This window comes from Salegentibacter flavus (assembly GCF_900115145.1).
Classification (GTDB): domain Bacteria; phylum Bacteroidota; class Bacteroidia; order Flavobacteriales; family Flavobacteriaceae; genus Salegentibacter; species Salegentibacter flavus.
In genome coordinates this window covers 1-14003 of record NZ_FOVL01000019.1, presented here as the reverse complement: position 1 = coordinate 14003, position 14003 = coordinate 1, and the positions used below count along the sequence as shown (strand labels likewise).

At 35.5% G+C, this 14003-nt stretch carries 13 protein-coding genes; 6 read left to right on the top strand and 7 right to left on the bottom strand.

Annotation, left to right across the window (positions count from 1 at the left end; genetic code table 11):
- Window positions 1-93 precede the first annotated feature (93 nt).
- From cas2 to BM266_RS13430, 4 genes are all read right to left on the bottom strand, one after another.
- The gene (cas2, locus tag BM266_RS13445) at window positions 94-438 is read right to left on the bottom strand and encodes a CRISPR-associated endonuclease Cas2 (RefSeq protein ID WP_093410612.1); all 345 of its coding nucleotides are present in this window, start codon (window positions 436-438) and stop codon (window positions 94-96) included.
- Between the two features lie 37 nt (window positions 439-475).
- On the bottom strand, window positions 476-1372 hold the full coding sequence (cas1, locus tag BM266_RS13440; RefSeq protein ID WP_093410610.1) for a type II CRISPR-associated endonuclease Cas1: 897 nt from the start codon (window positions 1370-1372) through the stop codon (window positions 476-478).
- Window positions 1369-5724, bottom strand: a complete 4356-nt coding sequence (gene cas9 / locus BM266_RS13435; protein ID WP_093410608.1) for a type II CRISPR RNA-guided endonuclease Cas9 — start codon at window positions 5722-5724, stop codon at window positions 1369-1371. Before cas9 ends, cas1 begins: the two co-directional genes overlap by 4 nt.
- 546 nt (window positions 5725-6270) lie before the next feature.
- Complete coding sequence (locus BM266_RS13430) at window positions 6271-6534, bottom strand: hypothetical protein (protein ID WP_093410606.1); 264 nt, start codon at window positions 6532-6534, stop codon at window positions 6271-6273.
- 145 nt (window positions 6535-6679) lie between these two features.
- Here BM266_RS13430 and BM266_RS13425 point away from each other — a divergent pair, with 145 nt between their 5' ends.
- Together BM266_RS13425 and BM266_RS13420 are read left to right on the top strand one after the other, a co-directional pair.
- The gene (locus BM266_RS13425) at window positions 6680-7462 is read left to right on the top strand and encodes an RNA polymerase sigma factor (protein ID WP_093410604.1); all 783 of its coding nucleotides are present in this window, start codon (window positions 6680-6682) and stop codon (window positions 7460-7462) included.
- A 2-nt stretch (window positions 7463-7464) separates the two neighbouring features.
- Entirely contained in the window at window positions 7465-8562 is a 1098-nt protein-coding gene (locus tag BM266_RS13420; RefSeq protein ID WP_093410603.1) for a hypothetical protein, read from the top strand.
- A 313-nt stretch (window positions 8563-8875) separates the two neighbouring features.
- On the opposite strand, the gene BM266_RS13415 is transcribed toward BM266_RS13420, so the two are convergent.
- A complete protein-coding gene (locus BM266_RS13415; protein WP_093410602.1) occupies window positions 8876-9163 on the bottom strand; it encodes a hypothetical protein in 288 nt (95 codons plus the stop codon).
- 706 nt (window positions 9164-9869) lie between these two features.
- Between BM266_RS13415 and BM266_RS17150 the strand changes: the two genes are divergently transcribed.
- Window positions 9870-10604 carry a hypothetical protein gene (locus BM266_RS17150; protein WP_093410600.1) on the top strand — a complete coding sequence of 245 codons (735 nt, stop codon included), beginning with the start codon at window positions 9870-9872 and terminating at the stop codon, window positions 10602-10604.
- 77 nt (window positions 10605-10681) lie between these two features.
- On the opposite strand, the gene BM266_RS13405 is transcribed toward BM266_RS17150, so the two are convergent.
- Together BM266_RS13405 and BM266_RS13400 are read right to left on the bottom strand one after the other, a co-directional pair.
- Window positions 10682-11470: a nucleotidyl transferase AbiEii/AbiGii toxin family protein gene (locus BM266_RS13405; RefSeq protein WP_093410598.1), complete on the bottom strand. Its 789-nt coding sequence runs from the start codon at window positions 11468-11470 to the stop codon at window positions 10682-10684.
- Window positions 11467-12261: a type IV toxin-antitoxin system AbiEi family antitoxin gene (locus BM266_RS13400; protein ID WP_093410596.1), complete on the bottom strand. Its 795-nt coding sequence runs from the start codon at window positions 12259-12261 to the stop codon at window positions 11467-11469. Before BM266_RS13400 ends, BM266_RS13405 begins: the two co-directional genes overlap by 4 nt.
- A gap of 206 nt (window positions 12262-12467) precedes the next feature.
- Here BM266_RS13400 and BM266_RS13395 point away from each other — a divergent pair, with 206 nt between their 5' ends.
- The 3 genes from BM266_RS13395 to BM266_RS13385 form a co-directional block, all read left to right on the top strand.
- The gene (locus tag BM266_RS13395) at window positions 12468-12698 is read left to right on the top strand and encodes a helix-turn-helix domain-containing protein (protein WP_093410594.1); all 231 of its coding nucleotides are present in this window, start codon (window positions 12468-12470) and stop codon (window positions 12696-12698) included.
- Between the two features lie 3 nt (window positions 12699-12701).
- The gene (locus BM266_RS13390; RefSeq protein WP_093410592.1) at window positions 12702-13505 is read left to right on the top strand and encodes a hypothetical protein; all 804 of its coding nucleotides are present in this window, start codon (window positions 12702-12704) and stop codon (window positions 13503-13505) included.
- Window positions 13498-14003 (top strand): hypothetical protein (locus BM266_RS13385; RefSeq protein WP_139220647.1); only part of this gene is annotated, 506 nt, incomplete at its 3' end. The genes BM266_RS13390 and BM266_RS13385, both read left to right, overlap by 8 nt.

Below are 14003 nucleotides of genomic sequence, written 5' to 3'. Positions count from 1 at the left end.
GACTGGTATCCTGTTTCTTATAAGTATGCTTAGGATTAAAAATCAATGGATTTTTAAAAGGTCCCGACTGTGATCGGTCCGACATTTAAAATCCTAAAAAAGTTCAAGTTGTTGAGTGGGGGGTTCCGGGGCGGTCTCTTTTCTACCGTGAAAAAGTTCAATCATTCCAAACTGCTTATCGGTTATTTGCATAATACATACTTTTCCTTTTTTTGGAAGGTTTCTTTTGGTACGCCTGGTGTGTACATCTGCATTTTCGCGACTTGCGCAAAACCTGGTATAGATTGAAAATTGAAACATTCCAAAACCATCATCCAGCAAATCTTTTCTAAACCTTGTTGCAGCTTTTCGCTCGGCCCTGGTTTCGGTTGGTAGATCGAAGAATACTAGTACCCACATACTGCGGTATTGATTTAAACGTGAAAATTTTTCTTCCATGTTGTGCTGATTTAAGGCAAACTGGATTAGACCGGTTCTATTGATACAGGGGATAAAGAATCTTACGACTTAGGTTGGCAAAACATTCGTATAGAGAATTAGTGGTTCTGCTCAAGGCTACCATTAGCGGGCTCCATTTTCCATCAATAAAAACATCTAAGGCCGGAATTCTCAGAAGTTGTGACTTCAAGTCTGAAGTCAATTCATCAATATTTTCTTCGGAAACCAATATTTCATAAACTAAGTCGTCAACAAAAATCCGGTAGGGTTCCATAATATCATCGGCAAGGGCAAAGGCATTATATTTATTATGATGAAATATTCCCACTCCAGGCAATAACCCGGAACTTATAAGTGCTCTAGCGGTTACTGCCCGTAGAATCGCATATCCGTAGTTTAGTAAATTGTTTGGGGGGGCTCCGTGCCTAAATCTAGTGAATCCATCAATATCAAAAAGGTTTTGCCAATAATGGGCTGCGGCTACTGCTTCGTGGTTTTCGGTATCACCGCTTTTTACTTCTCCCGCCCAACGTGCCAGTTTTTTATGATTTTTATTTCTACGAAATAGGTGCTGTGCCTGGTTGCTGATTTTTGCACTAATGGTTTGCTGCCATAAATTTTTCTTTAAAGGCAGACTTGCGCTGAGTTGGGCCGAAAAGCGTTCGGTTTGTTCGGTATGGCCCACCAGTGGTTGTAAAATAGAGCAAGGAAGGTGCTGTTTATCGCAATTTACAACGGCCGCTTTATTCTGAATGAGTTTAGTGATGAGTCCGTTGGTCAAAGTGATCTGAGGATTTTCCAAAACAAGCACCCCGATATCTTCAATAGGAACTGTTTTATCTTCTTTTCCTTCTTCAGGGAAAGAAACCACTAACTGTTCGTTTTTGGTGCTGAGATAAGCTGGATTACCGAAAAAGAGGGTGCGTTTGATCATTTAATAAGTTTTTTCATATTCCCTAAACGATCAACATCAAGTTTCCAGCAACTTAACTTTTCCGAAGTGAATTCTATTTTATTAAGTTGATTAAATTCTATTTTATTTTTGATAGAAATAGCAACTGTGTTCGGTAGTGCGTATAATCTGGTATTTGTAAAGCTTACTATCTTAAAAATATTTTCTTTTACCAATTTTTCAGGACCAATGTCTGATTCTAAATCTTTACCGATTGGGACATAAACCAAATCGTTTGGTGATAAATAAAATAACAAATTTCCTTTGGTGTGGTCTATCGGAATTGGCTCTTTATCTTTCATTGGTATATGAGCCATCTGCTTTTGATGCTCTACAACTTCATTTAATGGAATAGTTTCAAAGTTTCGCTTTTGCTTTTTCTCATCCCAGTACACCGCAAAATATAAATTAGTTCCTTTGGCGGCTTCAACGTACTTATCTGTTTTGTTTCCACTTTCCCCTACACTAAATTTACTACCCACTTCATATTGCCTTACTTTATAAATAGGTTGATGATCTTTACCATTATTTAAGGTTTTGATATTTTTATTTAATTCGGCTATTCCCTTTGGGCTGAATGCCTCTTCGAAATCTTCCTTCCCTTTTTCATCAAGATAGTTTTTGACGTGATTCCTTAAAATTTTCTGAATACTGTTGTCGGTTATTTTATCAATGTGTTTATGATTTTTAATATCAGAAATATTGATTCGGGTAGCAGTTGCTACTTTTCCTTTAGGGGTAGGTATGTCGATTAAACCCGAAACCGTCTCTTTATGTAATGGTTTTCTAATAGCGAAATTCTTTCCTTTTTGAAGTTGTAAAGATTTTTTCCACTGACCGTTTTTCTTTTCCCAATACCAGGTTTTATTGTTGGATCTGTTGATTACCCGAATATTTTTTTTGAAACTAATTACAATTTCTTCCAAGGCATTTTTAGCATCTATAGTGAATCCTTTCCAGGGTTTTTTATATGATTTTGCAACGGTTCTTTTTTTACCCCCTAATTCTATTTCTTTTGTCTGTCGTAATTTTTTAACTAAACTGTGATTTTTACGTTCAGTATTAATTGAGGTAATATAATTAATATGGTCTTTTGTTGTACAGGCAATCACTAAAGCGTCTAAAGCATGGTGGCGATGATCGATTCGTTTTTTGCTAAATCCGGGTTCAATTTCTTTGGGGACTTGTGTTCTAAACGCATTGATTTTTTTATCCCAATATCCATAATCATCGGATTGCGTGACCTCGTTCATTCGTTTAAAACGAGGTGCGATAATTTCATTCCATTTATCGTTTAACCCCCAATCTTGTTTCAATTGACTAGTTATCGCACCGTTGACAGGTATAAGGTTTTTTACCGTAGCTTCTCTTTCGTTAGGTTCTCGTAAGATATTGCTCAACAACCCTTTAATGAATTTACTAATATATCGGCTGTCATTTAATTGGCGGTTTACAAATCCTTCAGGAATATCTTCACTCAATAAATATTTCAGTTTTGTGCGATTCTTTCTAAAATAGCTTTTACAATGATCTTCATATTCTTCCAAGGTGAAAATTGTACATTCCTTACCATTATTTGCCAATTCCGGAACCACACAACCTCGACTATTATTTATAAATTCGTAGGCCAATTGATTGTCTTTATAAGGGTAAGGGTTAATAGCGCTTTCGCAAATCACTTTATTATTAAAAGAATCATCAAAAAAGCGGGATTGCGGAATGATATGTTCAATTTGGTAATCTGTAGTAAATAGTTTACTCATTGGAATTATATTTCCCGTATAAGGAGAACGATAGCCTTGTTCCAGCCAGAGTTTATAACGTAAAATATCTTTTTTGGTTGGTGCATTCTTTTTTCTGATAGCTTCAATTTCATCTTCACTAACCTGATCGTATTTTGCGTTGCAATAAACACCTTCCTCGTATAATTTTAAAATTTCTTGTTGGTTGGGTGAATAGGGTTTAATGGCTTCAATGCCTTCATTTTGCAATTCTTCTAATATCGCTTTTATTCGTTGGTTGGTGTTTTCCCGATCAGTATTTTGTCTGCTTAAGCGTTGCCTTTTTTCAGCAGAATTTTTCATTTCCCTTCCTAATTCCAAATGGATTTCCGAGAAAAAATCCTTTTCACTATTTCCATAGTGTTTCCAGATATCCCTTACAACTCTTAAAGTTTCGGTGACTACTTGTTCTACTATTGGATTTCTAAGTTGATGTTGTTTGAATATTTCATTTAAATAGGAATCAATATCTGCTGGAGTTTTCCAGTTTATAATTTCTGAAATTTCTGAATGTCTTTCATAAACCGCATAACAAGCCTGATACGTATTTAATCCTTCTAACGGGTTTTCCTTGTCTTTAAACTTTAAAAAGCTTTTTAAAACTTGTTTTTTGTAGGCGTCATCGGCAACCGTTTCAATTTTTTCTTTATCAAAATTTATGGCTTCTAAGCGTTCAAGAATATCATTTATTCGGTTTTTAATTTCAGTGTTGATCGAATCATCGGTCCAGTATTTGCCCATTCGCATTAATGGCAAAAGTTTTTTTATCGATTTTTCTGAATAAGCACCATAATCATTTGGGTACGGAGGAATTTTTTTAAAGTTTTCTATAAATTCCTCTTGCGGAATTTGCTTTTTTTCGGCGAAAGTTTCTAGAGCCTTTTCAAAATCCTTTTTATCCTTTACAGAATAGACAATGTGCCATAATTCTTTTTCATTTTTCTGGTCGAAAAAATCTTTTGAAACCTCTTTAATCTTTTTAATCCTGGATAAAAATTCAGCACGAGTGGTGTTACAGGGATATTTTTTATCTTCTACATAGTTCCAACGAAATAAGGAAGAATCCTTTTTCTGTTTAGGAATTAGTTTTAAATCTGAAAAATACTTGATTAATTGATTTTGGTCAATTTCCTTACGGTCATTCAAAAAATCAAATAGATCAACGATTGAAGAAGTATCCGGCAATAGTGCCTTGGTAATGTCTTCATCGATCTTTGTCTTCCCTTCTCCATCAGTGATCTTTTTATAAATTCTGAGATTTTGAATAAACTGCCAAAGACGGAATTCCTGGTAGAGCGGATTGGATTTTGGAATACTTTTTAATGGTTTTTCCACCAGTTCATCATCTTTTTTGAAATACCTTTTTTCGTAAGCACAATTGGAAATAGTAGATTTCTTGGTTTTCAATGGACGTTGGTAGAAAATAATATCTTCTATGAACAAATAGGTAAAATCGTTGCTCTTAATATTTGCCTGATGCGCTTCATTGCGCGGGTATAATTCATTTAAACATTTTTGATACAGGTCATTATTTTGTAATTCTGGATGAAACTTCTTTTGTATTTCTAAAATTTTGGAAAGTTCCTTTTTATAATATTTCCGGTCTATGGTTTTTACCAGATTACCTCGTATTTTTTGATTGGGCTTTTCCAAGAGGCTTCCGTAAATGTATTGTCCTACCGTTTTTTTAGATTCATCTATGTTCTGTTGGGTTTTTTGCTTGATAGCAATCCAATCCAGTTCAGAATCTACTTTTTTAAAGGTTCTTTTGGTACTGCCATCTTTGTTGGTTTTAGTAGTAACAATAAATTCTCTTTCCTGATTTTCCCAATCTTCGGTTTTGGTAATATCCCTGTCATATTCCCATCCATTTACAAAGATCACTTTATAAAGCGGTTTGCCTTTCACGGCTTCCCCTGTGTCAATTAATTCCTTTACCTGTAAAGAAACATATTCCTGGTTTTTATCGGTTTCTTCATCTTCTCCACGTAATTGATAGTACCCTCTCTTTTGGTTAAAATTTAAAATTACCCACGCCAGTTCTTCTTTAGATATTTTTTCTGAAAGCGCTTTCTTCCTTAAATAGTATAAAGTCCAATCGTATGGAATTTTTAGGTCAGGATGTTTAGCCTTAAATTCTTCTGCCATTTCTTCAAATGACTTCTGAAAAATAAATTGATGTTTGGGACCTCCATTTAGTTGATAATTAAATTTCACTTCTTTTCCCGGTAAAAACTGACCTAACTTATTATGAAAATCGATAGCTTCCGCATAATGGGTGGGGAGAAAACCAAGTATATTCAATACTCGATGTAGCCGCTGACGGCGTAAAAGGTACCGTTCATTTAATCTTCGCATTCCCCTATAATCGGTTCTTTCTGCAGTTTGGGAAATAGAATTACCGCTATCAAATTTCCCTAAAACACCTTGGTCCATAGGAATAATTCGAGATCCCATTCCTAAAATTCCCCCTTCTTTTTCATCAAAATCCTGTTCTATAAGCGACCACCCGATCGAGTTTGTTCCCAAATCAAGTCCTAAAATTTTTTTCATATAATTATGATTTATGGTAGGTTAATCAATGCCGGATTTTCACTTTACGGAAAAGCAAATTGTACAATCCAAATAATTGTTTTATACTTGTTATACAATTTTGAAGCAATTCACAATAAGGATTATTCCGTTGTGAAAACATTTAAAGCGGCCTTTACAGGTCGCTTTCACTTTTTGGAATAGCAGGGTAAGCCAAATAAGATTAACATAATTACTAAAAATAATTATGTTTTCCTATAAAAAATAAGGGAAAACCCGTAGAAAAATAAAAAATTGAGGCCCTTGGAGATATTTTTCTACTAAGTATTCGGGGATATTAAGTTCCTTTTGGTATTACCGATCAATTAGTAATCGTTCCTGTATTTTCTAGATTATTCTACTTAGTTTCTTTACCGAAAATTTAACTTAAATAAATCCCTGTAATTGTAATTCATTACGTTTAAAATTTAATGAAGGTACAGGACTGGCTTCTATAAATTAAACCAACATTTAAAGGATAAGGTTACAGTCCTCTTTAATAATTCACTTTTCTAATTAAGGCAATTGTTAATCCATTTCTGAATAAATAACTTTGGTAATCATCTCAGGTTCTATATTTAACAAATTGGCAAGCCTTACTATCTCACCAAGAGTGAATCTATCTGGATGACTGAGTTTAACCATATATCTACCATAATTTATACCAAGTGATTTCGCTATTTTGGTTGGATATAATTCCGAAAGCGTATACATCTTCTTAATTCTGCCTGTTTCAAACATCGATCCTATGGAAAGTAATGTTGGGTCCTTATGTTGGTCGTCTTTTGCCATGGGGGTATTTATTGACCCTAAAATGACAACTAATTCATTTATGGTATTGATTAATATACTTATAATAAATTATAATTTGTTTTTTAAATATATTTATTTACTTTTAGTAAATAAATAATTACTAATTGTAATTATACAGCATATTATGTTACAGCGTATTTTTGAACTATTACAACAAGGACATCCCGATGCTTTGGAGTTTATCTATAAGAAGTACCACCGTAATATCTTCTGGGTGGGCAGGCAGATATTGGATGATGATTTTGCCGTGGAAACCCTGGTACAGGATAGCTTTCTCATATTATGGGAGAAAAGAGACCGGATAGAGCGGCCGGAACATATTTACTATTTCCTTAGAATGGTGATGAAAAGGGAATGCTACACCTACTTCACTCGCCCTAAAAATAAGTTTTTCAGAAAAGTAAATTCCTTAGAAAGTTATGAGAACTATCAGGATTATTTAGCGGGCTATGATCCCAAAGACGATCTTCAAAACCACAAAGACCACGAGGCGCAGCAAATAGCCATTGACCGGATAAAAAAAGTATTCCCATTACTTAGCGCTGAAAGAAGGCATCTTATTGAACTCTGTTTAAAGTATGATTTTCGTTATAAAATTGTTGGCCAGGTAATGGGCAGCAGTATCACCCATACCAGCAACGAGGTAAAAAGAGCGATTGAGGATATTAAAAATATCATCCACCAGGGTAGCACTTTGGAAACAAAACCAAAGCCGGTGGTGGCAGTTAAGATACAGGCCAAAATGACCAAGGGGCAGGAAAAGGTCTTACAACTGCGCACGGAAAAGCAGTATTCCTTTGCTACCATAGCTAAGGAACTGAACCTTTCCCAAAAGGAAGTCCACCAGGAATTTATGGCCGCCTATAAGCTAATGCAGCTCAAACACGAACAACAACAATCGGCTTAGTCATGGGAAAGGATACTATAAAACTCACTCGAAGGATCCAGTTATTGATCGATCTGCCTACCAAGGAGGAACGCCGGGAAGCGAAAAGTAAGCTGTACCAATGGCGGTACCGCTGCCACAAGGCTGCGAACCTAATTGTTACCCACCTGTATGTTCAGGAAATGATCCAGGAGTTCTTCTATTTATCAGAAGGGGTCAAATATAAACTGGTGGATGAAAAAAAAGATGAACTTGGCATCTTCAACCGTTCCCGGATGAACACGACCTACCGGATGGTATCTGATCGCTTTAAAGGTGAAATGCCCACTAATATTTTATCCCACCTCAATAGCAGCATTCAAAGTACGTTCAGGAAAAACAGGGAGGAATACTGGAAAGGCGAGCGTTCCTTACATAATTTCAAAAAGGAAATGGCTTTTCCCTTTAGCATGGAGGGGGTTTGTGGCCTGGAATTTAACCCTGAAAAAAGTGCATTTTGTTTTCGGTTCTTTTCCATTCCCGTAAAAACCTATTTAGGCAGGGCATTTGACGACAAGTGGAAATTGATGCACCAGCTGACAAAGGGAGAGATCCAAATGCGTACTTCTCATCTAAAGTTAAAAGATGGCAAGATCTTTATGTTGGCCACCTTTGAAATTGAAAAAGAAAAGCACAAGTTACGGCCGGAAGTGGTCGCGGAAGCTAGCTTGTCACTGGAATATCCCATTATGGTGAAGATCGGTAAAGCCAGGCTTAGCATCGGCAGCAGGGAAGAATTTCTATATCGGAGGTTGGCCATACAGGCTGCCTGTAGAAGGACCCGGGATGGGGTAAAATATGCCAGGTCGGGAAATGGACATAAACGGAAAACAAAGGCCGTGGCCAGGTTTCGGGATAAGGAGCATAATTATGTAAACCAGCGATTGCACGTATATAGCAGGGAACTTATCGATTTCTGCGTAAAACACCAGGCGGGAACGCTGGTTTTAGTGGACCAGGAGAAGAAAATAGAAATAGCAAAAGAGGAAGCCTTTGTACTGAGGAACTGGAGTTATTATGACTTGATGACCAAAATTAAATACAAGGCCGAAAAAACCGGTATTGAACTAATAACAGATTGAACGATAAATTATGAGGGTGCTTGTACACCCGCAAGGTGAGGTGAACATTACACTCACTAAATGCGCTTAGCATATACAACGCGTGGGCATCACTTAATTAAATCATCAAAGCAAAACGAAGTACATTGGAACCAAAAAAGTTAATGCTAAACAACAGGTTATTATAAATTACGAGGGTGCTTGTACACCCGTAAGGTGAGATTTTAATTATTCTCACTGAATGCACTAAGCATATACAACGGCGTGAGCATCTCTTTTTAAAATGGATAAATATAATTCAAAGAACGATTGCTGAAATTCAATCGGTGATTTTTTAGCCAATTTTATTTATACGTGTATTTAATTGATTTAGCTTATCAATTAAATCCTCGAATGGTTCAGTTTTACCATAGAACATACTTTCCTCCATTGCAGCATAATCCCTTTTGTATTCTTCCATAATACTTTCTGGTGGCGTGAATTTTAAAGTATCATAATTATGTTTGGAATAATCTACCCAAGAAATTTTGGTGAGCTTACTTCCAGTCAGACGGGGAAAAAAAATTCCTCTCTTACAATTACTAATCTTATTTTTTACTCTATTTTCAATGGATTCAGGCATTTTTTATGTAAAATTCTGTCACAAATATTTTAAAAATTTGTGACAAATAACTATTACTGATGAGTAAATTAAATTGAAGAAAATGTAAAGAGCAGTTAATTGTAATACCCGTTCAGCCCATTCCCACTACATTTCGCAAAAGCTTCATTTCGGGAAAAGCGCTTCTCTATAAAGGTCTTGGACACCATCGAAGAAATTTAGACTTCCGTTACGCTAACCCGATGAAAAATTGGAACGCTTCACTCCAGCTCGAAATTTTACGATGAAGTCCGCCAGGTTAAATTTCAAATCGTAGCTTTTCTTCTGAAGAAAATAGTAGGATTTCCTAATCCTTGTGTAAACTTCATCCTCACAGCCATCCCTTTTTAAGACGCGAAAAAACAAATTCCCAGAGTAAAAGGAAGTAATCAGCTCACACCTTCCTTGATGAATCAAAGATCTTCTGATTATAGAAAAGGTTTTTTCAGGTTTCCTGTATCATATATTCAACTTGTGCAAAAATTGACTATGAACAATCACCTTATTAATAACTCTGGAAATTTATTCACTCCTCTTTTTTAGATAAAATCTTTTCAATAGAAAGTGATTAGTCCAAATTTTCATGTTTTGTTTGAAATTCTTAAACCTGGAAAATCAGTAACTTCATTAAAACAAGCCTATACTTTCTTTTAGTTATCTTTATGTAGATAAAAGCAAGTTGGATAATATGTTTTTGGAACGTTTCGCGGTTTTAACTCTTCGGTTGAGGGCAAAGCTCCTGGAGCTTTATAACTATCTGCTTCGGGAAACAGATTCGCAACTTGGTCAAATCTTTTTTATTTGCTGTCTTTTCTTTTTGACCGCTCTTCTATTTTATGCCTGGATTACTCCATCCGGCTTGTGGGTTAAAATAACTTATACTTTTATATACCTGGTTTCATCTTTATTATGTGTTTCAGCCATTTATTTTATTATTAAAAGAAAAAGAATCAGATCAAATACATTGGAGGTTTATACTTTGAATGACCCTGGACTGGAAAAAATTCAGCAGTTAAACCTTAAGTCTATTCCGTTAACAGAAACTCAGGCAAATGCCGTTTTTAAAGCATTCTCAGGGAAATATCTACAAGGAAACTATCAAAGTTTTCAGTCACTGATTCTATTGAAACCAGTTTCATACGAGAATCGTTTGAAATGGATAGATCTTTCTCCTAAAAGACAGAAACAGGTAAACCGACAAACGCTGCTAGAATTTTTAAGCCATTTGCTGATCGGTTTTGAAAACCTGGATAACCATCAAATGATCCTTTTTGTTGAACATTATTTTACCCTTAAAAATCCCACGGGTATCGAACAGCATTTATCTTCTAAAAATATTTCCGACTGGCGAAATAACAAAGCCACTTACCTAAAGGAAATCTCCAGTATTTTTAAAAGTAATTTATTAGAGAAGCAAAATTAGCTGATCAAAAAATATGAAGATGAAAATATTTTTCAATTATTGTTGAATTGGCTATAATTTTATCTTGTTTCTAAGCTTTAAATTTTTTCAATTAATTCTTTCTTTAACCATTCAAATGCTTTTTGCTGGTCATATTCAATTTCTGATCTTAACAAGGCCTCCATATCACCTGTAAAGTCCGGATCCTTTTCTTTCTCTTCTATATTTAATAAAAACTCTTTAGCACTTGGTGATCTACCAACAGAGAAATTCATATATTCTTTAAAGCACTTTAAAATAAGGTCATTGTCTAGTTCCATATTTAGCCTGGAATAGTCTAAGTCAAAAAGATCCCTGCCTTTACTTCGCTGATATAATGCTCTTAGTTTTGTACCTAATAATTCATTAATGCTATAAGTGCGTATTTTAGCTTTTCCTTCAAACCAATTACTGTCTACTTCAAAAGGAAATTCAACCCAGGGTAATACATTAAAATGTTCCTTGCAGTTTATTTCCAGCTTTAATCTTAGTCTGATATCCTCATATTCTGAATTGAAGCGATAGAGGGCTTTTGCACCGTGACCTCCAATTTTGGTACTCCGATTTTCCTCAAAGAAAGTAACAACTTCCCCTATGCGTTTCATTATGGGTTTGATAGGACCCGGTTTTATCTGTACCAGGTCAATATCTTCTGAATACCGTGGAGCAGGGTTTAAGTATAGTTTATGCAGGGCGGTTCCGCCACGAAAGGCTAAATTCTCCCTCAAAAAATCATCGGAAAATAGCTCAATCAAAGTTCTACTTATTACTAAATCTTGCTCTACCTGCATAAATTCTTTCCACGGCGCATTTACCTGCCATTTAGCTATGTCCGGTCTTGGTATCATAAATCGCTTTCCATCTTAATATTTACATCTACTTTCCAGCGGTTGGTTACCGCCCCTGCTTTCTGTTTTGATTTTGGACTTAATAAAACCGGATGGAATTTTTGAAGGCTCAAATGGTCATATATCAACTCAATCGATTCTAACGTATGATCAAACTCATTTAATAAAAAACCAAATCGCTGTAGAACACTTTTGTGTGGATACCAGGTCAATAAATCTTTAATATCTGAAAGTTCTATTTCTTCAGCCAACTCTTCTAAAATTGATAATGTTCTGTTTAGACCTCCTATTTTAGTTTGATGGTACAATAAATCTACTGCCGTTAAACTCGGGCTCGATATTTTATACATTCCTGCATCTCCTTTTCGTGACAAAATATTTCTTTCTGGCCAATTAGAAACTGTAAAGAAATCAAGTTTAACTGGTCCTTTTGAAATAGAAAGCAATGAAGATTTATCATGTAATACATACTCTTTCTGTATTTGTTGATGGCTCGCCCCATAATGTTTGGCAGCAGAATATAACCCGAGGTAATAATTTCTACCTAAAAAGGTGAAAAGCTTATCGATGTAAAGCTCTATTGGTAATTTACCAGTACGGGAGTATCTTGGAGGAATGATTAAATAAAATTTATGACGTAATGAAATAACGTCTCCATTGCCAATAGCATAGTACAGATCGCTCCGGATAGAAGCTTCCGATTTAGAGGGCATTGCCTTGACCAATTCATCCCAACTAAAAGCATATTCCTCGAAGGATAGTCGCTCTTTTATAAAATCAGCTATACTCAACTTTAGTAAATTTTCGATAAATATAGTGTTTTTTACCTCATTACTATAAAATTTACTAAGAAGTGAATTTCGATATTTTTCAGACCTTAATAGGTAATTACCACTTGATTACCTGTTACCATATTGATTTACAAGGATTTTAATTAGTCATTTGTTTCTATAACCAGAAGACAACTGCAGTGTTGTTTTTGTAAATCATAGAACCTATGAGTAATTTAGAATTAGAAGATCGATTGCTGCGCATTGAACAAATGCTCGGCGCAACCAAGGAAGTACTAACATTTGATGAAGCCTGCCTGTATTCTGGGATTTCCAGAAGCTATATGTACAAGCTCACCTCTAAGGAACTAATTCCCCATTCTAAACCCAGAGGGAAGTTTATCTATTTTGAGAGGAGTAAACTCAATGCATGGCTACTCGGAAATCAAAAAGCTTAAGCTATGAATGGTTATGAATTTTCAAGGGCATGGTTCGATTTTAGTTTTAACCATTCTAACAAAGTTAAACCGATCCATACCGCTATTTACTTTTTTGCCATTGAACGCTGCAATAGACTGGGATGGAAGGAAACATTTGGATTTCCAACCGATCTGGCTATGGAAGCCCTGGGCATCCGGAACTATAAAACTTATATCCGGGCCCTTGAGGATCTTGTAGCATGGAAATTTATAAAATGGATTCAGAAAAGCAAGAACCAGTACACTGCCAATGTCATTGCTTTAGTAAAAAATACCAAAGCACCACCCAAAGCATTGGACAAAGCCTTGTCTGGGCAGTGTATAAAGCAAGTCCGAAGCATTGCTAGTATAGATAAACAATTAAACCATAAACAAATAAACCTATTAAACCTTAAAACTTTCTTTAAAAAGGAATTTTTAAAAGTGAATAGATCTGAAATTCCAGAAAACTACTTGGGCTATTTTGATTGGGCTCTTAAATTTCAAAAACTTTTTTTAGAAAACTTAAAAAATAAAGGTGCGCCAACAAAAAAAACAGAAAAGGCGAGTTTTAAGGAGTGTTTCGAGCCGATTCGGCTGATGATGGAGAAAGATGGGGTTTCACAAGAACAACTACTACTGGCCTATGAGCTGTTGAATGGTTCCGACGAATTCTGGAAAGGAATTATACTAAGCACTCATAAACTCCGGGAAAAAATCGGATCACTGATCGCCCAGGGGAAAAAGCCGGTGAAAATAAAAACGATGGACCTCCAGGTTCAGCATAAAGTTCAAAATTATGACTAGTTCACAGTTTCCAAGCATTTCGTCAAAGCTTGTTACAAAAAACCGGGAATGCAAACAAAACCAGCCTCAGATCAACAAACAAGTTTTCTGGAAGTTATTTCGTAAGCATTATCCTGAATTTCTAATAACGGATGAAAACCATCAAATTATCTTTAGCATTTTCCGCTATTTTTTACTGCAGCCCGATTTTAATGAATTTGGGATTATTAAAAATAAAGCGACACTTGAAAAAGGCCTGTTGATTTATGGAGATTATGGCGTGGGGAAAACGACACTTTTTGATGCTATCCATAAGATTGGAAGAATAATCCTGGAGCATACCCGAAGCACCCAGCTTTGGTTCCCACGCATTTCAACGGTTCATTTGCTTACTAGGTATTATGAATCACAGAGGGATAAAACCAGCAATTTTAAACTGGGAAACTATTACCACGGAAAATTGTATCTGGATGATTTGGGTAAAGAAGATAAGGCCTATAACCGGGAAGAGATCATTGG